General features: G+C 43.5%; 17 protein-coding genes. 6 read left to right on the forward strand and 11 right to left on the reverse strand.

What is annotated here, in order from left to right; all coding sequences use genetic code 11:
- Positions 1-183: 183 nt before the first annotated feature.
- From secF to queA, 5 genes are all read right to left on the reverse strand, one after another.
- Positions 184-1,131: a protein translocase subunit SecF gene (gene secF, locus OW495_RS22710; RefSeq protein WP_017106487.1), complete on the reverse strand. Its 948-nt coding sequence runs from the start codon at positions 1,129-1,131 to the stop codon at positions 184-186.
- A 14-nt stretch (positions 1,132-1,145) separates the two neighbouring features.
- Positions 1,146-3,002 carry a protein translocase subunit SecD gene (gene secD, locus OW495_RS22715; RefSeq protein ID WP_017106488.1) on the reverse strand — a complete coding sequence of 619 codons (1,857 nt, stop codon included), beginning with the start codon at positions 3,000-3,002 and terminating at the stop codon, positions 1,146-1,148.
- A gap of 20 nt (positions 3,003-3,022) precedes the next feature.
- Positions 3,023-3,352 carry a preprotein translocase subunit YajC gene (yajC, locus tag OW495_RS22720; protein ID WP_010440492.1) on the reverse strand — a complete coding sequence of 110 codons (330 nt, stop codon included), beginning with the start codon at positions 3,350-3,352 and terminating at the stop codon, positions 3,023-3,025.
- A 110-nt stretch (positions 3,353-3,462) separates the two neighbouring features.
- Positions 3,463-4,599, reverse strand: a complete 1,137-nt coding sequence (gene tgt / locus OW495_RS22725) for a tRNA guanosine(34) transglycosylase Tgt (protein ID WP_004735086.1) — start codon at positions 4,597-4,599, stop codon at positions 3,463-3,465.
- A 228-nt stretch (positions 4,600-4,827) separates the two neighbouring features.
- Positions 4,828-5,880: a tRNA preQ1(34) S-adenosylmethionine ribosyltransferase-isomerase QueA gene (queA, locus tag OW495_RS22730; RefSeq protein WP_065113439.1), complete on the reverse strand. Its 1,053-nt coding sequence runs from the start codon at positions 5,878-5,880 to the stop codon at positions 4,828-4,830.
- Positions 5,881-6,215: 335 nt separating this feature from the next.
- On the opposite strand from queA, the gene OW495_RS22735 reads away from it, so the two are divergent.
- Positions 6,216-6,659: a CBS domain-containing protein gene (locus OW495_RS22735; RefSeq protein WP_065113438.1), complete on the forward strand. Its 444-nt coding sequence runs from the start codon at positions 6,216-6,218 to the stop codon at positions 6,657-6,659.
- 275 nt (positions 6,660-6,934) lie between these two features.
- Complete coding sequence (locus OW495_RS22740) at positions 6,935-8,875, forward strand: methyl-accepting chemotaxis protein (RefSeq protein WP_102514052.1); 1,941 nt, start codon at positions 6,935-6,937, stop codon at positions 8,873-8,875.
- A 108-nt stretch (positions 8,876-8,983) separates the two neighbouring features.
- On the opposite strand, the gene OW495_RS22745 is transcribed toward OW495_RS22740, so the two are convergent.
- Positions 8,984-9,889: a hydrogen peroxide-inducible genes activator gene (locus OW495_RS22745; protein WP_017090958.1), complete on the reverse strand. Its 906-nt coding sequence runs from the start codon at positions 9,887-9,889 to the stop codon at positions 8,984-8,986.
- Between the two features lie 209 nt (positions 9,890-10,098).
- On the opposite strand from OW495_RS22745, the gene OW495_RS22750 reads away from it, so the two are divergent.
- The 3 genes from OW495_RS22750 (at position 10,099) to OW495_RS22760 (ending at position 12,802) form a co-directional block, all read left to right on the forward strand.
- Positions 10,099-10,707 (forward strand): peroxiredoxin C, encoded by a 609-nt coding sequence (locus tag OW495_RS22750; RefSeq protein ID WP_009848275.1) that lies wholly within the window; start codon positions 10,099-10,101, stop codon positions 10,705-10,707.
- Between the two features lie 319 nt (positions 10,708-11,026).
- Entirely contained in the window at positions 11,027-11,779 is a 753-nt protein-coding gene (locus OW495_RS22755) for a copper homeostasis protein CutC (protein ID WP_102514053.1), read from the forward strand.
- Between the two features lie 93 nt (positions 11,780-11,872).
- Positions 11,873-12,802, forward strand: a complete 930-nt coding sequence (locus OW495_RS22760) for a LysR family transcriptional regulator (protein WP_102514054.1) — start codon at positions 11,873-11,875, stop codon at positions 12,800-12,802.
- A 27-nt stretch (positions 12,803-12,829) separates the two neighbouring features.
- Here OW495_RS22760 and OW495_RS22765 read toward each other — a convergent pair whose 3' ends face one another.
- Complete coding sequence (locus tag OW495_RS22765) at positions 12,830-13,525, reverse strand: hypothetical protein (RefSeq protein WP_102514055.1); 696 nt, start codon at positions 13,523-13,525, stop codon at positions 12,830-12,832.
- Positions 13,526-13,909: 384 nt separating this feature from the next.
- On the opposite strand from OW495_RS22765, the gene OW495_RS22770 reads away from it, so the two are divergent.
- Positions 13,910-14,401 carry a hypothetical protein gene (locus OW495_RS22770; protein ID WP_102340773.1) on the forward strand — a complete coding sequence of 164 codons (492 nt, stop codon included), beginning with the start codon at positions 13,910-13,912 and terminating at the stop codon, positions 14,399-14,401.
- Positions 14,402-14,410: 9 nt separating this feature from the next.
- Here the strand turns inward: OW495_RS22770 and phoU are convergent, their stop codons facing one another.
- From phoU to OW495_RS22790, 4 genes are all read right to left on the reverse strand, one after another.
- Positions 14,411-15,109 carry a phosphate signaling complex protein PhoU gene (phoU, locus tag OW495_RS22775; protein ID WP_009848270.1) on the reverse strand — a complete coding sequence of 233 codons (699 nt, stop codon included), beginning with the start codon at positions 15,107-15,109 and terminating at the stop codon, positions 14,411-14,413.
- Positions 15,110-15,184: 75 nt separating this feature from the next.
- Entirely contained in the window at positions 15,185-16,003 is an 819-nt protein-coding gene (gene pstB / locus OW495_RS22780) for a phosphate ABC transporter ATP-binding protein PstB (protein ID WP_004735071.1), read from the reverse strand.
- A complete protein-coding gene (gene pstA, locus OW495_RS22785) occupies positions 16,004-17,713 on the reverse strand; it encodes a phosphate ABC transporter permease PstA (protein ID WP_102514056.1) in 1,710 nt (569 codons plus the stop codon). It lies immediately after the preceding gene.
- A 110-nt stretch (positions 17,714-17,823) separates the two neighbouring features.
- Positions 17,824-20,040 carry an ABC transporter permease subunit gene (locus OW495_RS22790; RefSeq protein WP_102514057.1) on the reverse strand — a complete coding sequence of 739 codons (2,217 nt, stop codon included), beginning with the start codon at positions 20,038-20,040 and terminating at the stop codon, positions 17,824-17,826.
- Positions 20,041-20,230: the final 190 nt, after the last annotated feature.

Raw genomic sequence — 20,230 nt, forward strand, 5'->3', positions numbered from 1 at the left:
GAGATACGAGATACGAGATACGAGATACGAGATACGAGATACGAGAAGAGTGGCACTTGGTTACATTGAGCGCAACTCACTTCAACGTTAAATTGCATTGAGCTCAACCACAAAATACGGATGTAAAAAAACCGCTAGTTGCCTAGCGGTTTTTTTGGTTTATCGAAACAGTTAAGCCAAGGCTTAAGGCATCTCGTTAAACTCTTCACCTTCTTTTTCCACTTGTGGTGGCATTAGGTGTTCACGCGTGATACCCAACTTCATAGCTAGTGCTGATGCAACGTAGATAGAAGAGTAAGTACCAACCGTAATACCCAATAGAAGTGCAGTCGCGAAGCCGTGAATCATAGCACCACCCTGTACAAACAGAGCGATAACTACGAACAACGTTGTACCAGAAGTAATCAAGGTACGGCTCAATGTTTGTGTGATTGAGCTGTTCAATACTTCAGGCGCTTCGCCTTTACGCATCTTACGGAAGTTCTCACGAATACGGTCAAATACCACTATGGTATCGTTGAGGGAGTAACCGACCACCGTCAGCAAGGCTGCCACGATAGTAAGGTCTACCTCAATTTGCATTAGAGAGAACACACCTAGTGTGATGATAACGTCATGTGCTAGGGCTAATACAGCACCTGCAGCCAATCGCCATTCAAATCGTACTGATACGTAGATCAAGATACAGATCAGAGAAACTAAGATCGCAAGACCACCAGCTTCTGTTAGTTCATCACCCACGTTTGGACCAACGAACTCGATACGACGCATCTCAACTTGCTCACCAGTCCCATCTTTAATCGCAGATAGGATTTGGTTACCAAGCGTTTCGCCTGCAACACCGTCACGTGGACGTAGACGAACCATTACCTCACGCGCAGAACCAAAGTTCTGAACCGTAGCATCACCAAAGCCTTCAGCTTCTAGTGCACTTCGAATGTCAGGTAGGTTTGCTGGTTCCTCAAAACCCACTTCAATCAGAGTACCGCCGGTAAAATCTAGACCCCAGTTCAACGATTTCGTTGTTAGGGTGAAGATAGCCGTACCAATCATCAAGATAGAGAATACAAAGGCAACCTTTGACCAACGCATAAAGTCGATCATTTTTTCTGCTTTTAGAATCTGAAACATATTAATTCCTAGCCTTAGATCGACAGTTTCTTAACACGTTTACCGCCATACATCAGGTTCACGATACAACGTGTTCCGATAATAGCTGTAAACATTGAAGTCAAGATACCGATTGATAACGTTACCGCGAAGCCTTTAATCGCACCTGTACCGACAGCAAATAGAATGATTGCTGTTAATAGTGTGGTGATGTTGGCATCGGCGATTGTGCTAAATGCGTTTGCATAACCTTGGTGAATCGCTTGTTGTGGACTGCGTCCATCTCGAAGTTCTTCACGTATACGCTCAAAGATAAGAACGTTGGCATCGACTGCCATACCGACCGTCAATACGATACCGGCAATACCTGGTAGCGTCATTGTCGCGCCAGGAATCATCGACATCACACCAATAATCAACACCAAGTTAGCCATCAGAGCGACATTCGCAATCAAACCGAAAGTACGGTAGTAAAGCAGTGTAAATAGCATTACTGCAGCCATACCCCAAACCATCGCCATGATACCCATATCGATGTTTTGTTGACCCATAGATGGACCAATCGTACGTTCTTCTACAATCGAGATAGGAGCAATCAATGCACCAGCACGTAGTAGAAGTGCCAAGTTATGAGCTTCAGCCGTTGAGTCGATACCTGTAATACGGAAGTTACGGCCAAGTGCAGATTGAATCGTCGCTTGGTTAATCACTTCTTCGTGCTTACTTAGGATCACTCGGCCTTCAGGTGTTTTACGACCGCTGTCTTTGTACTCTGCAAATACGGTTGCCATTAGCTTACCGATATTTTGACGAGAGAACGTAGACATCTTGCTACCACCTTCGCTATCTAGCGAGATGTTAACTTGTGGGCGACCATATTCATCAACACTTGAGCTTGCATCTGTAATGCTAGAACCGCCTAAGATAACGCGCTTCTTTAGTACTACAGGGCGACCATCACGGTCTTGCTTGATTTCACTACCAGCAGGAGCACGACCAGCAGCTGCAGCGGCCAAATCGGCACTGCTGTCTACTTCACGGAATTCAAGAGTAGCGGTTGCGCCTAAAATTTCTTTAGCACGAGCCGTGTCTTGAACACCTGGCAATTCCACTACGATACGGCTAGCACCTTGACGTTGAACCAAAGGCTCAGCAACACCAAGTTCGTTAACACGGTTACGTAGAATGGTAATGTTTTGCTCTACCGCGTAGTTGCGGATTTCTTGAAGGCGAGTTTCAGTGAAGTTAGCAATCAAAGAGAAACGACCGTTAGATTCTGAATCTACGAACGTCATATCTTGGTGCTTAGATTGCAGTAGCGATTTAGCTTCAGCAAGCTGCTCTTCGTTACGCAGAATCACTTCCACGGCATCTTTACCCGATGGGCGAATAGCACGGTAACGGATTTTTTCTTCACGAAGTTCGCTACGGAACGCTTCTTCTTGTTGGCCAACGAGCTTTTCCATTGCAGCGTCCATATCCACTTCCATTAAGAAGTGAACACCACCACGCAGGTCAAGACCCAGTTTCATTGGTGCAGCACCAATGGACTCGAGCCAATCAGGAGTTGAAGCAGCTAGGTTTAAAGCAACGATAACGTCATCGCCTAGTGCTTCTGTGATGATATCACGGGCACTGATTTGCGTATCTGTATCGTTAAAGCGAACAAGAATGGAACCGTTCTCTAGAGCAACGGATTTAGTAGAAAGGCTCTTTGCTTCAAGAGCGTCGGTGACAGCATCCAGCGTAGACAGATCTACAGAGGCGCCGCGCGCCCCTGTAACTTGAACTGCCGGATCTTCACCGTATATATTTGGAAGTGCGTACAACGCAGCGATAGCGATGGCAAACATCACCATCAAATACTTCCATAACGGATAACGGTTTAGCACAGCGAGGATCCTCTAGCTGTTTATAGAGATTTCAGAGTACCTTTTGGTAGCACTGCTGTAACGAAGTCTTTCTTGATAACGACTTCGTTGTTTGCGTTCAGTTCGATAGCAACGTAGTCGCTGTCTTCTGCAATCTTAGTAATCTTACCAATCAGACCGCCGCTCGTTAGAACTTCATCGCCTTTGCCCATAGAAGACATAAGGTTCTTATGCTCTTTTACGCGCTTAGCTTGTGGACGGTAGATCATGAAGTAGAAGATCACAGCGAACATACCTAGCATGATAAGCATTTCGAAACCGCCGCCTGCTGGTGCACCTTCTGCTGCTGCGTGAGCTTGAGAAATAAACATTAAAAACATCCTCTATTATATTTTAGTAATTGTTTGTCTAATTGGGTTGCATCCCTTTATTTTCAAGCCCCATCACTCGGAAGAGAGATGGGGCTCGCAAAAAAGAAATACTAAGATTCTTTACCTAGTGGTGGTACTTCACGCCCCATTCTTGCGTAGAACTCAGCAACGAACTCTTCAAAACGGTCTTCATCAATAGATTGACGAATGTCTGACATGATTCGTTGGTAGAAACGCAGGTTGTGGATAGTGTTTAGTCTTGCACCTAGGATTTCGTTACAGCGATCCAAATGATGTAAGTAAGACTTACTGTAGTTCTTACAAGTGTAACAGTCACAATCTGAATCTAGTGGTGTTGTATCGGTTTTATGCTTCGCATTACGGATCTTGATCACACCTTCAGTCACAAACAAGTGGCCGTTACGTGCATTTCGCGTTGGCATAACACAGTCAAACATGTCGATACCACGACGAACACCTTCAACTAAGTCTTCAGGTTTGCCTACACCCATTAGGTAACGTGGCTTATCTTCAGGCAGTTGAGGACATGTGTGCTCAAGAATACGGTGCATGTCTTCTTTTGGTTCGCCTACTGCTAGGCCGCCAACAGCGTAACCATCAAAACCAATTTCTGTTAGGCCTTTAACGGATACATCACGAAGGTCTTCGTATACGCCACCTTGAACGATACCGAATAGTGAGTTCGGGTTTTCTTGCTTATCAAAGTGATTGCGTGAACGCTGAGCCCAACGAAGAGACATCTCCATTGAGTCTTTAGCTTCTTTATGCGTCGCAGGATAAGGCGTACATTCGTCAAAGATCATTACGATATCTGAACCTAGATCCTTTTGGATTTCCATCGACTTCTCAGCGTCCATGAAGATCTTGTCACCGTTTACAGGGTTACGGAAGTGGACACCCTCTTCAGTGATTTTACGCGTAGCACCTAGGCTGAATACTTGGAAACCGCCTGAATCAGTCAGGATAGGTCCTTTCCAGTTCATGAAATCGTGCAAGTCACCGTGCAGTTTCATGATTTCTTGACCAGGGCGTAACCATAGGTGGAACGTATTACCTAGTAGGATTTCAGCACCGGTGTCTTTCACTTCTTCAGGAGTCATGCCTTTAACCGTACCGTAAGTACCTACTGGCATGAATGCTGGTGTTTCAACGCTACCACGTTCAAACTGAAGTTGACCACGACGTGCGCCGCTGTTTGTTTTTTTAAGTTCGTATTTTAATTTCACGAAGCCTCCAATATGCCAGAGAAACAATCTGACTGATAATTCAGAACCTGAAGCTAAACATAAGTTCAATCTAGCGAGTTCTATGAGGAGCGGTCGCGTATTCCTTGCGAGAGATTAGACAGTGACCTGCCCGACTCCTAGCCTACTGCTAGCACCCGTAAATATTTTGTATCCAATGGTGAATCTATTAGCTCACAAAACTTTGAGCTTTAAGATCAAAGCTTTAAATTATGCTGTTTTCTTGTTGATGAACATAGCATCGCCGTAGCTGAAGAAACGATATTCGCTCTTCACTGCGTGATCGTATGCGCCCATCACATTGTCATAACCAGCAAATGCACTCACCAACATAATCAGTGTTGATTCTGGTAAGTGGAAATTGGTAATCAAGCAATCCACCAACTGGTATTCATAACCAGGGAAGATGAAGATTTCTGTGTCACCAAAGAAAGGAACTAACTCAGTGCCATTTTTCAATGCATCTTGAGCCGCACTTTCTAGTGAACGCACAGAGGTTGTACCGACAGCGATAATACGTCCGCCGCGAGCTTTTGCTGCTGCAACGGCATCAACCACTTCTTGCGGTACTTCAACGTACTCTGCGTGCATGTGGTGATCGTTAATATTATCTACTTTTACCGGCTGGAACGTGCCAGCACCAACGTGAAGTGTCACGTAAGCAAACTCAACACCTTTTTCTTTCATGCCAGCCATTAACTTGTCATCAAAATGAAGGCCAGCTGTTGGCGCAGCAACTGCACCCGGCTTTTCATTATAGACAGTCTGGTAGCGCTCTTTATCGGCGTCTTCATCTGGACGATCGATATAAGGCGGTAATGGCATGTGACCGACGTTGTTTAGAATATCTAAAACGCTTTGATCAGATGTGAAATGGATTTCAAATAACGCATCATGACGCGCCACCATTTCAGCTTCATATTCATCGTTCTCACCAAGGAACAACTTAGTGCCCGGCTTTGGTGATTTAGAACAACGAACATGCGCCAGAATGCTTTTCTCATCCAACATACGCTCAACAAGCACTTCAAGCTTACCGCCTGATGCCTTGCGACCGAATACGCGAGCAGGAATAACACGAGTGTTATTGAAAACGACAAGATCACCTGGTTCAACCAAGTCTAAAACGTCTTTAAACGAACCATCAGCTAGGTTGCCATTATTACCGTCTAATTTAAGCAGTCGGCTTGCTGTACGCTCTTCTTGAGGGTAGCGAGCAATAAGTTCATCTGGTAGGTCAAAGTGAAAATCTGAAACTTGCATGTGTCTAATCTTGTCTTAGTTGATGAGGTTTGTATCATTGTCGAATCATAAATCGCTGCCGCTAATACACCGTTACCGTAAGGAAATAGCTACCGTAAACAGATCGCAGGCGCGACTAAAAATTTCGCAGTGGGCTAGTATAGGCACACGAGCCGCAATAGCAAGGTTTACAGCAATGGATTATTGTAAAGAGGCGTAAAAGAATGCTACCGATTCACCTCTTAAAGTTCGAGAATTAGTTGTATAAAACTCCCCCAAAAATGCGTCAGCTCTCAGTTATTTTTTGGATAAAAAACTATAGTAATAGCAACAAATTAAAAAAGAAGGAGGTTCGTATGATCAAGGTTGAAGATATGATGACTCGCAACCCTCATACTCTATTGCGCTCACATTCACTGGCCGATGCAAAGCACATGATGGAAGCGCTTGATATCCGCCATATTCCGGTCGTTGATGCCGACAGAAAGCTACTTGGCGTAGTCACACAACGAGACGTTCTTGCCGCTCAAGAATCCAGCCTACAAAATATCCCACAAGCTCAATCCTTTACTCTTGCTACTCCCCTTAACGACATCATGCATAAAAGTGTTATGTCGGTTGAACCACGTGCAGGGTTAAAAGAGTCGGCTATCTATATGCAGAAACACAAAGTGGGCTGTTTACCTGTCGTAGAAAACTACGAATTAGTGGGTATTATCACTGACAGTGATTTCGTCACAATAGCGATAAATTTACTAGAACTGCAAGAAGAAGTAGAGCCGGAAGAAGTAGAAGGTTAATCAAGGTTGTTTTACCCGCTCCCACCCTAGAGCCTTTCAATCCAAGGCTCTTTACATGCCCAACTCTCACATATTCACTGTGAAACTCACTACAGCCCTCATTTCTTCTTAGAGACCAGTTCCAAAGTTTAGGCCTCTCAATAAACCGACTTCACTTATTGTTCTTATATATGAGAATGTAAGGCTCTAATTAGATTTATTGATATATCTATCGTTTGGATAGTGTGAAAATTTGTTAACAATAAAAACAAACTGCCTTTCTGGGAATGATACTTATGAGTTTAAAGAAATTGCTGTCCTTGGGTTTTGGCGTAATTCTTGCGCTAATTTTGGTTATTTCAATCGTTGCTTCATTGCGCTTTTATCAATCGAGTGATGGGTTTAATACCTATCGTTCCCTCGCATTAACAAGCGTATCCACAGGGCGAATCCAAGCCAACATATTGGAAGCTCGTTTATCTGCATTAAAATATATAAAGAACCCTGTTGCATCGCATGCTTCAGAACTGGACAAGCGCATCACTACATCAATTCAATTGATCGACGAAGTGTTAGACGCTCATCTTGACGACCTCCATAAAAATGAGTTTTTAGCGATAGAAAAGCAACTTAAGCAGTACAACCAAGGGTTTAGTCAAGTTGTTCAACTGGTCAATACTAGAAACAACTTAGTGAAAGAGAGCTTAGATCCATCAGGTTTAAAGATGCGACAAGCCGTGACTAACTTGATGACACAAGCTTCTGCTGAAGAGGGTTTAGAAGTTGCTGTTAGTTCAGGGCAACTTCAACAACACGTGTTGCTATCAAGGTTGTATGCTTCTAAATTTCTCACCAGTAACAAAACAGAAGATGCTCAGCGAGCAGAAAAAGAATTTGCATCCGCAGCATTGCTTGTAGAAACAATAGAATCTCAACTAATGTCGAACGAGCAAATTCGATACTTAGCTGATTTTAATAATGCCTTTAAAACCTACCGTGTCACTTTTTCAGAAGTTGTTAACACGATAAAGAAACGAAACAACATCGTTTCTGGAACCCTTGATATTGCAGGTAGCAATGCGGCGAAAACCATTGAGGAAATCAAACTATCCACAAAGTCAAAACAAGACTCTGTCGGACCAAACATGGTCGAACGATTTTCAAATGCTCAATTTATCTTAGGCGCACTTTCAATCATTGTTATTGCTATCGCCCTTGGTATTGCAATCTCAATTTACCGAAGTGTATGGAAAGTCGTAGGGGGTGAGCCTAGCGAAATTCAATCAATTGTCGAAGAAGTTGCTTCAGGCAATCTTTCAAAACAGATTCCAGTAACAGGTAAAGAAACGGGTATATACGCCAACATTTTAGAAATGCGTCAAGAACTACGTCGCATCATCGATGGATTCCACCAAATTTCAGACAATGTTTCAGCAGCTTCAGTTGAGTTAACAGCCGTAATGAGCCAAACCGAGGGGAACGCTCAACAAGAACTGAGTCAAATGGAACAAATAGCAACAGCCATCAATGAGCTTTCTAGCACTGCGAATGAAGTCAGCCACAACGCTGCTAGTGCTGAGAACGCAGCAACGGGTGCAACTTCCAACGTCAAAGAGGGAGGAGTTTCACTCGATGCATCTGATGATATCTCTCGCAAGGTTGAAGACTCAATCGAAGAAACGTCAAACATCGTCAATCAACTGCAAGAGTACTCGGTAGAGATCGGGACTGTTATTGAAGTGATCAACTCGATTTCCGAACAGACGAATTTGCTTGCGTTAAATGCAGCAATTGAAGCGGCACGAGCTGGTGAGCAAGGGCGTGGTTTTGCTGTCGTTGCTGATGAAGTTCGCTCTCTGGCGGCTAAAACACAACAATCAACTGTCGATATTCAAGAGATAATCTCTCGACTTCAAGCGCAAGCGAAAGATGCCAATCAATTCATGCAATCTAACCTATCGCTAGCCGTAGAGTCGCGTCATTACAGCGAACAGCTTAGAACTGCATTTGCATCAATCACTGAATCCGTTGGCCTGATTTCAGATATGAATACACAAGTAGCGACAGCATCTGAAGAGCAATCAGGAGTCACACAGGATATTTCACAAAATGTTTCTTTGACCTTTGATATCGTTCACCAGAATGTATCAGGCATTGAACAGAGCAAACAGGCAAGTGAAGAACTCTCTTCATTAGCCGTTAAGCAAAAAGACTTGCTGAGTTTTTTCAAAATCTAATGCTATAGATAACTTTCCAACGCCACAGTTTGTGGCGTTTTTCTTGTCAAATGAACAAACAAAAAGAGCGGCTAAAATGGTCGCTCTTTTTGTTTGAGGTTCTAAATTTTAAAGCAACTCAGAAACCACATCAGCTAGTTGATGGAATGTTTCGCGGCGTGATGAACTTGGTCGCCATACGAGACCGATATCTCGGTAGGCTTGCTGACCAGGGGGATCAATAACCACTAGGTTTTGATTTTCCAGTAAACCATGGTCGATGGCCATCTGAGGAATAAAGGTGGTTCCTAAACCATTGGCCACCATTTGCACCAATGTGTGTAGGCTTGTCGCAGTAAACGGGTTTATCTTCTCTTTATCCGTTAACTTACAAGCTGATACCGCGTGCTCGGTTAAGCAGTGCTCGTTTTCCAACAAAAATACAGACTCGTCTGGCAGGTCATCGTATTTAATCGGAACACGAATACCATCGGCTTGATTGCGACTGATCACCATACGGAAAGGGTCTTGCCCTACAACTTTACTCTCCATGTTGTCGATATCGACAGGCAGAGCCAGAATCAACACATCTAACTCACCATGACGTAATGCAGCCAATAAGTTAGTCGTCGTGTCTTCACGTAACAGTAAGTTCAACTGAGGAAAACGATGATTGGCTTCTTGAACCAAGTCACACAGAAGGAATGGCGCAATGGTAGGGATACATCCGACTCTTAGCTGCCCTTGCATCGCATCACCATTGCACAGATTTCCGAGCTCAACCAAGTCTTGCCCTTTCGCCAATAACTCTCGACCGTGCTTAACCACCAGCTCACCCGCCTGAGTGAAAACCAATGGGCTCTTTTTATCTTTCTTCTCATAAAGAGGACAACCAATCAGCTCTTCTAGGTTTTGAATACCTTTACTTAGTGTCGATTGACTCACGAAGCAGCGATCCGCTGCATCACTAAAGTGACGAGTTTCGTGAAGGGTAACAAGATAGTGAAGCTGCTTAAGACTTGGCCATTTATTCATGAAATTACTTTGTAATATGAGTAGGATAAGTTACGTAAAGGTCAGCAGACCTAAGGACTGAGCAAAGATTAAGCTCATCGCTTTTTTCGATTAACTTAATCTATTTAATTCGCTTTTTTCTATAGTACCGATTGTACTATAGTTTGTCCCGTAGAAACGGAGCCCAAACAAAGATGTGTTGGGCCAACTAATTTTTTAGGAGATTCCAAATGGTACTAGTAGGTCGTCAAGCCCCTGACTTTACTGCAGCAGCTGTTCTAGGTAACGGTGAGATCGTTGATAACTTCAACTTCGCAGAATTCACTAAAGGTAAGAAAGCTGTAGTTTTCTTCTACCCACTAGACTTCACTTTCGTTTGTCCTTCAGAGCTAATCGCTTTCGACAACCGTCTAGAAGATTTCCAAGCTAAAGGCGTTGAAGTAATCGGTGTTTCAATCGATTCACAATTCTCTCACAACGCATGGCGTAACACTGCTATCGCTGATGGCGGTATCGGTCAAGTTAAATACCCTCTAATTGCTGACGTTAAGCACGAGATCTGCAAAGCATACGATGTTGAGCACCCAGAAGCAGGCGTTGCTTTCCGTGGTTCTTTCCTAATCGATGCTGACGGCCTTGTACGTCACCAAGTAGTTAACGATCTTCCACTAGGTCGTAACATTGACGAAATGCTACGCATGGTAGACGCACTAAACTTCCACGAGAAGAACGGTGAAGTTTGTCCTGCACAATGGGAAGAAGGTAAATCAGGTATGGACGCATCTCCACAAGGTGTTGCAGCATTCCTATCTGAGCACGCTGACGACCTAAGCAAGTAATTACCTCTTAAGCCCGAACTCAACGCGGGTTAATGGTTGGAAGACTCTCTATAAAGAGACATAAAGCATAAGCTAATAGCGCAAAGCGCACCGCCAATCAGTTAAGAAGTAAAGTCCTATTAAAAGCCCGAAGTTAACGCTTCGGGCTTTTTTCATATCTATTCGACGGTCTTTCATTTCCCCTAAGCTCCCTCAGTATCAGTTAATTGAGGTAGTTACAAAAACAAACTTTACCCCTATTTTCCTCTGCTATCACCTATTCATATCCGTATCTAGGTTGCTATGATTTCATCAGTATCTTTTTAAACGGATAAACATGATGAACATCGAAATTGAAGTCTGTATCGATAACTTAGAATCTCTACACAACGCGCTGTCTGGCGGTGCAAATCGAATTGAGCTTTGCTCCTCACTAGCACTTGGCGGATTAACTCCGAGCTTCGGTATGATGAAGCAAGCGGCAAAAATTTCGTCCGTTCCTGTCTACGCTATGATACGACCAAGACAGGGTGACTTCATTTTCGATAATGACGATATGCTCTGTATGCTTGAAGATATTGAAGCTTGTGCGAGTGCAGGATTAAATGGGGTCGTACTTGGCGTGTTAGCGCCTAATGGAAGTATTGATATGCCAAAAATGCAGCAACTGACTGACAAAGCGCACTCATTAAAGCTTGGGATTACGTTTCACAGAGCCATTGATCAAAGCTCTGATTACCAAACAGCCTTAGAACAGGTCATCGCACTTGGATGTGAAAGGGTCCTAACATCGGGGCTTGCTGTTAATGCTGAGCAAGGCATCAATGTCTTGGCAGAGATGGTTAAACAGGCCGATAGTAGAATCGACATCATGGCTGGGGCTGGCGTCAACGCAACAAATGCGAAAATGATTCAAAGCACCACCCAAGTACCTGCACTTCACCTTTCAGGTAAATCGACAAGACCGAGCCTAATGGAAAGCAACTCAAGTGCTCAAATGGGCAGTGATGATATTGATGATTATCAGATCCCCGTGACTGATGTGCATAAGATATCCGATGTAAGAGCTGCCCTCAGCGCTTTAGGACAATAGTCGCTAACAAAAATCGAAGAGAACCACGCTGACTAATCTAACTGACTGACGTATATTAGATTTAATAACGCAGTAAACCTTTCATGGACAGATATGGCTAAAGACTTATTCAGCTCTCTTGATTTAAACCTGTTACGAACATTTCTTATTGTTTATCAAGAAAAAAACACCAGAAAGGCTGCGGAACGTTTATTCGTTTCTCAGCCAGCGGTTAGCCAAGCCCTACAAAAGCTAAGACACCACTTCAACGATGACCTTTTCGTAAAGGTTCATGGAGGCTTACAACCTACGGCATTTTCAGAGCAGCTCACTAATCAAATCAAACCGTTCATGGACGGTCTATCTATCGCGATCAATACATCGAACGCTTTTGACCCGAAAGAGATTGATTACACGTTGAAAATAGCCCTATCTCCAGTGGTACTTTCTTGTCTGTCTGGCTCACTTTTTAAAGATATAAGAGCACAAGCACCAAACGCTAAACTAAAGCTTGTTCCATGGTCAAACTCGTCTGTCTCAGATATACAAAAAGATGAGGTTTTGATGGGAGTAAGCTACCTAGGAGGAAAAACAAGTAAAGAAGTCTATACAAGGCAGCTCATTGAATTAACAGGACGTATATTTGTTAGGAAAGATCACCCTTTAAAGCAAGACACCATAACTCCATATGACATGGCAGGGTACGAAATCGCATCATTAGTAACACCTGGTTGGAATGACAATTTTAGCTTGGCGTCTCAGATTTTAACTGACCTCTCCATCGAGCACAGTATCGGTTTTCGCAGTGAGTTGGTCATGGCTCTGATCGACGTCATTCAACATACTGATATGTACATGCCCCATTCCAACCTTTTCCCAGTAGAAAACTATCCGACATTACGCGGGATAGATGTCTCGGTCGACGGAAAAACACTGAAAACCCCGGTCTATAGTTATATACACATTAAAAATCGAAACTCACCTTTAACAAATTGGCTTTCAAAACTCATAGAGCAAGTTTTATCAGAACAAGTACAAAAGTAAGTTCGATTAAAAGTTATATATTGTATTTTACTCTTCTGGGCGCCAGCTCAGTGCGCTAGCAATAGTACCGATAACTAATGTGTCTTTTTCAGCGTCATTAAGTTCAGGTAACATCTGTAGCGTTATCATTCCATTTGTCTGTGCAGCCGCTACTTCTTGCGAAGCGTGTTTAAAGCTATACCCTAGTGGTTTTTCCACCGACATTAAAAGGTCCTTACTTGAATGGACAGTTTCTACGTCATATTTATTCGCCCCAACTCGGATGTAGCCAGCTTCTTTCTTTTCTAAGCCAACACTGGTCATCCCAGATTGAGGCTCTAAAACGAACTCTCCTATATTCTCATTGCTTTGAGATACAGAACAGCGGTAAGGTTTATTGCCACCAAAATCAACACCCATGTAGTTAACTGAAGTGCCACCGCCAGAACAGACTAAGTTCCACACTTGGCCATTATCGACCCTAGTGATTTCAGCCGCTAGCTCACCCTCTTTGAATGAAACAGTCTCAAACCATGTTGAACCTGATGAGTTTCGGCTGTATTTACCTTGGTACATACCTGCAATATCAAACGTCCCTTCTTGTCCTAACCCCCAAAAATCACCATCGGTTTTAACCATGAGTTCTGGCTGCTGATTAACCGCATCTGATTTGTCCATGATGGCAACGCTGCCGCACGCTGTTAACGTGAAAAGAGGGGTCACAACTAAAAGAAACTTGTTCATATTGATATCTACCTGAAAAATAAATGTGAAGGATAAATTCAGCAAGAGAATAAATTAAAGATTGATAAGAATATAGTAAACACTAATGAGCCACATCGTCATTATCGTCATTATCGTCATTACATCGGCACAAATACACTAAATAACATAAGGTTAAGTAGATGCTTATCTACCAAACTCGTTTGTAAGGCTACGTAAGACAAAGCACTCGCTAAGTAACGATAACAACCACTGATAAGTACACGTTATTACAGAGATAACCAATGCGAATTAGCCTGCTCTTTCAAAGCCCATATAATGATCACCGTTAACCAGTGATCTCACTGGATTCACGCATGGATCGACCTAATGCTAAGGAGAGCGCAAAATTACTTCGGTGGTACCATGAAATTTAAAACACTTCTTTTAGCTTCAGCTTTATTCTCAACCTCTGCACTTTCAAGTGGTCTTCACTTATCTCCTGAACTAAAGATTGGTTCTTATCATGGCTTTGGAATGCAAGCAGGTATTACGGACGTGGCGAATCTAGGCGCAGTTTACCTGAGCTATTCTCACCTCTGGTATGACAGCGATCGATACGATGAAACTGTCGATGCGTACCGCGTTGGTATTCAAAATATGTTTGGAAGAAACCAGAACCACGGCTTTCAGGCGGAGATTGGTGTAGCGAGTTATGACGGAACAAAAACGCGCAATGGCGAAGTTGAAGAGAAGACAGCACATGGATTAAGTCTTGGTGGAGCCTACGTTTACCAAGCAACGCCAGTGCTTGGGCTACGAGCTGGTGTTGATATGAATATTTTTGATCACAATAAGACCTTTGTGCCTTACGACACAACAATCAACCTTAACCTCGGTGCAATAATTCGCTTCTAAAGTTAATACCTACTTCAGTGCGTCATCTAAGCTTTGATCACCAAGGTGGCGTACATCTTTGCCCTTCACAAAGTAAATAATGTATTCACAGATATTTTGGCAACGATCGCCCACTCGCTCAATCGCGCGAGCTGACCACATCACTTGCAAGATGTTGGGGATGTTCTTAGGATCTTCCATCATGTACGTCATCAACTGACGAATCACAGCTTCATATTCCGCATCCAGCTTATCATCAAGTTTATGTACTTCTGCCGCCGCATCGACATCCATACGAGCAAACGCATCTAATACTTGATGCAGCATAGTAATTGCCTGACGACACAATGGCTCTAACGAGACGTGAAACTTTTGCTCTTTCGTTGAAGGGATCTCAATCGCACCCTGTGCGATTTTAGAGGCCACATCGCCAATACGTTCTAAATCAGTAATGGTTTTGATGATCGCCATAATCAAACGCAGATCTTTGGCAGTCGGCTGACGCTTCGCGATAATACGAGTACATGCTTCATCGATTGAAACTTCCATCGCATTCACTTTATGGTCGTCACGAATTACTTTTTTGGCCAGTTCCACGTCATCTTTATGAAGCGCTTGCATCGCAAATGATAACTGCTGCTCTACCAATCCACCCATAGTTAATACGTGTGTACGGATAGATTCTAATTCGACATTAAACTGTCCTGAAATGTGGCGACCAAAATGCATGTCAGCTCCTTAAAAGAAATGAATAAAGTCATTTATTTCAGAGTGACTTAGCTCTAGATGGCGCGAACTTAAACGTTAGCCGTACCTACCTGTAATGTAGTCTTCCGTTTGATTTTTCAATGGTGAAGTAAATATAGAATCAGTATCTGAGTACTCGATCAACTTACCCATATGGATGAAGGCAGTATGGTCACTCACTCGTGCCGCTTGTTGCATGTTATGAGTAACAATCACAACTGTGTATTGAGTCTTAAGTTCGTTGATCAACTCTTCAATCGTCAATGTCGAAATCGGATCGAGTGCCGATGTTGGCTCATCCAATAACAACACTTCAGGTTCGATGGCAACCGCTCGAGCGATAACCAAACGCTGCTGTTGACCACCCGATAAACCAAAAGCGTTCTCATGCAAACGGTCTTTCACTTCATCCCATAACGCCGCAGCGCGCAGAGAGCGTTCAACTGCATCATCAAGATCTCGGCTGTTGCTCACACCTTGCAGCCTCAATCCATAAACCACATTCTCATAGATAGATTTAGGGAAAGGGTTCGGGCGTTGAAACACCATGCCAACACGACGTCGTAAAGTCGCGACATCCACCTTAGGGTGATAGACGTTCTTGCCATGAAGCTTCACTTTTCCTGAAACCTTACAACCTTCAACAAGATCGTTCATGCGATTAATGCAGCGCAAAAGAGTCGACTTACCGCACCCTGATGGACCGATAAAAGCGGTCACCTGACCTTTGGGGATCTGCATCGAGATATCATCGAGTGCTTGGCTCTCTTTATAATAAAGATTCAGCCCTTCAATCGAGATAGCAATTTGCTCATCCTTCAGGTTGTGAACATCAAGTGGTGCTTGGTAACCCAAGGTTTCATTAATCGAGAACATTTAATCTTGTCCTAAGGTTCGGTATTTTTCACGCAAGTTATTACGGATATTGATGGCTGTTAAATTCAGTCCAACGATAACCGTAACCAATAAAAATGAAGTCGCATACACTAAAGGGCGCGCCGCTTCGATATTAGATGTTTGAAAACCAACATCGTAGATATGGAAGCCTAAATGCATGAACTTTCTCTCTAAGTGTAGATATGGGAACTGACCATCTACAGGCAAGCTTGATGCTAGCTTCACAACACCCACCAGCATTAATGGAGCCACTTCCCCCGCAGCTCTCGCGATTGCCAATATCAACCCCGTGATAATCGCAGGGCTTGCCATTGGTAAAACAATGCGCCAAAGCGTCTCAAATTGAGTAGCGCCAAGCGCCAATGAACCATGTCTCACCGAGCTAGGGATACGCGTTAAGCCCTCTTCCGTTGTTACAATAACAACGGGCAATGTTAATACCGCTAAAGTCAATGCGGACCATAACAGGCCTGGAGTACCAAATGTCGGAGCTGGCAATCGCTCTGCATAAAACAAAGAATCGATAGAACCACCGATGGTATACACAAAGAAACCTAAGCCGAATACGCCATACACAATCGACGGTACACCCGCTAAGTTAATTACAGCAATACGGATCAAACGTGTCAGTGCGTTGTTTTTTGCATATTCATGGAGATAAATAGCAGCAACAACCCCAAGTGGCATCACTACGATCGACATGAGAATAACCAGCAACACAGTACCGAAGATCGCAGGGAACACACCACCTTCAGAGTTTGAGTCTCGTGGGTTTTCAGATAAAAACTTCCAAACTTGCTTGCCCCAGTGCCCAACTTTTTCTGGATAGGACATCTTGTTGGGGTACCAATAATCAAGAATATGACTGAGCGGTATTTCAACTCGTTCACCAGTCATATCTTCCACCAGCAAGCTTTCCACGTTCAACTGCGTTCTGAGGTGCTCTAGTTTTACTTCCGCTTCATCAAGTTGGCTGTTTAATTTCAGCTTAGTTTGAGTATAAGTTTTAAGGTACTCATCACTCACTGACTCATTGAGTTCAAGCTTACGCTTTTCTAAACGCAAGTTTTCCAACTGCCAACTGATATTGCGTATTTCTTGGTTCACAACACGTGACGTTTCTTCTCTTAGCGTGTCTGCAAACGCCAAACCATCCTCAAGTTTCTGGTCGATATTGGTTTGATAAGAACCCGAAGCCGTTTTAAACCCTACCGGTTTGCCAAAGAAATACCCCCCACGACTTCGCTCGATCACCGCCCATTCAGACGGCGTTGTTGGCTCACGTAAGTTAACATCCAAAATTGAAACAAAATCGGCTGGGTAAAGCTCTCTGTTCGCTACTTTGATACTTAAACGTTGGATTAGCCCAGTAGACAAATTTTGAGGCGACAGTAAGTCATGAGCTTGTGGCACTTGCTCTATCGGGATGTATTTACGTTCATATAATTGACCAATCAATACGTCTTGCTTTGATACCGTTTCGTCAAGATCGACCACTAACGACAGGTCTTTGGAGTCGACTTGCCATTGATACAAAGGAGCTGGCCAAAAATACGTTAAACCCTTCCAGCCAATCAACAGCATTAAGCCAAGAACAGAGAGCATACTGATGCTCACCGCACCGCCCGTAAGCCAAACCCACGGAGAGCCTGATTTAATCCAAGACAATAATGACTTCAGTTTATTCATCATGAACGACCTTGCTCTGACGTGCTGAACCCAAGAAAGAGCCAAGTTCGTAAGATACGCTAATCAAACAGCTAACAGCCATTGATAGAGATTGAGGTGAACCTTTAAAACTACAGCGCACGATATTTATCTCTCAGTCTTTGTCTAACCCACTCAGCCACTGAGTTCACCGCGAATGTAAAGATAAACAGCAAGAGTGCAGCCAAGAACAGCAAGCGGAAATGAGATCCGCCCACCTCAGATTCTGGTAATTCAACAGCAATCGTTGCCGATAACGTCCTCATCCCTTCCAAAATATTCCAGTCAAGAATTGGGGTGTTACCTGTCGCCATCAAAACGATCATGGTTTCGCCAACCGCTCTCCCTAGTCCCATCATAACTGCTGAAAAAATACCTGGGCTAGCCGTTAATAGCACCACATAGATAAGTGTCTGCCACGCCGTCGCTCCCAAAGCCAGTGAGCCATCGGATAAATGTTTTGGCACAGAGAAAATAGCGTCTTCTGCAATCGTGAAAATGGTAGGGATGACAGCGAAGCCCATAGCGAAGCCAACCACCAGCGCATTACGTTGGTCAAAGTCGATGCCATAGCTAGCTAAGAAAGTGCGAATATCACCATCAAACAACAAGGCTTCAATGCTGTTTCCACCAGCAAATACAGCGACCACGGTAATCATCAATACCGGAATCAATATCAAGGCGTGCCAACCATTAGCGAAGCGGCTCGTCACCATCTTCGGTAAACAGAACCAAACAAGTCCAGTCAGCAGTGTACTCAGTGGTAATAACACCATTAATGAGAAGACGGCCGTTAGATGCGTTTCGACAATTGGAGCAAACCAAAGCCCAGCCAAGAACCCTATGATAACGGTCGGAAGAGCTTCCATCAGTTCGATCGACGGCTTCACAACTCTTCTCATTCTTGGAGACATAAAGTATGCGGTGTAAATGGCTCCGAGCACAGCAACCGGCACGGCAAACATCATCGCAAACAGAGCGGCCTTGATGGTACCAAACGTGATAGGTACTAAACTGAATTTCTCTTCAAAGTCATCGTTCGCCGACGTTGATTGCCAAACGTATTGTGGCTCTGGGTAGCTTTCGTACCAGACTTTTTGCCAAAGCGATGAGAATGATATTTGCGGATATTCGTTATCGACTTTAGCAACACTGATGGTGCCATCAATTAGCGTCGCCAAATGCAGTTCATTGGCAGACATAGCCGCTAATTGTGGTGACTTATCAAATGCGCGCTCGAACAGCGACAGCTTTTCACTGGTCGTATAGTGGCTTTGTAATGTGCCATTCTTATAGAAACTATAAAAACCCTTCCTATAAGTATCGGGCAGGATAAATTGCACTTGTTCAGCAAGTTGGAAGTCTCGAATATGGGTCAGGCTACGCTTTTCATCTTTGAGTACATCGAACCACTGAGAAACCTGTCCGTCCTCATGCGTAACCAACAGCGAGTAGGCCCCAGACAGTAAATCGATACTTTTCACCGAGTGCTTCGCATCATTCAAACTAAGATCAATCACTTCACGAACATTGAAGCCGCTATCGGATAACTTCAATACCACTAAATCCGATTGTGCTCGGAGATATAAGGTTTGACCATCAGGTGTGACTAACAACTGTTGCTGTAAACCCAACTTATCCGACAACCATTGTCTCTTCTGAAAAACATACTGACCAGTAAGATCACTCTGGTACCACTTAACCAAAACTCGTTGATCGCTTAGCTGAGCGGCAACCGTGATACCACGTCCATTCTTAGAGAACGCGAATTTTTCGATTGTTGCTCCGTTTGATGATTCATCATTTAAAAACGGTTCAGGGAGATCGATTTGCTCAATTTTAGGTTCGGCTTCACTGCCCTTTTGCAGCACGGGCGCACTATACTCAGGGTAGAAAAAGGTAAGGTTGCTTGCGCTATCGGCAAAGGCAAACCAGTTTTCAGATGGGGTATTTCGAGAAAAAGCGATGGGGTTAGCTAAAACATTACGCTCAAAGTAAGAATGTGTATTTTGAGACTCTAAATCCCAAAACTGAACCAAACCGGATTTTTCGATAGTAAACGCATGCTGACCGTATTCATCTACGGATAAGGCGATAGGCTTTTCTACAGCAACTGTCTTTACGGCTTGGTCAGTCTCTAAACCAGTATCAGAAAATACCGGTAAAATGACCATCGCTAAGTAAACAAAGATCAGCACCAGAGCCGCTAGAACACTGACTGCACCACATGTCACCGAAAAACGGACGAGACGATCTTTCAACCATCTTTTTTTGTCGCGCTCTTTCAATGAAAATTGGGCTGAAGCCATCTGTTTATCTACCTTTTTTTAGCTACTGACATAATATGTACGTTAGATGACAATTATATTACAAGTTACGTTAAACAACTGAAACTAATAACAAGTTTGTTGACCATATTTCTTAAAGTAAGATCATAGATTTTGTGAATTTTGTCATTCTAAATTAAAGTAATCAGCTCTATAGCCAGCACTCAAGGAT

The organism is Vibrio sp. 14N.309.X.WAT.E.F5 (genome assembly GCF_030397615.1).
GTDB lineage: Bacteria > Pseudomonadota > Gammaproteobacteria > Enterobacterales > Vibrionaceae > Vibrio > Vibrio lentus.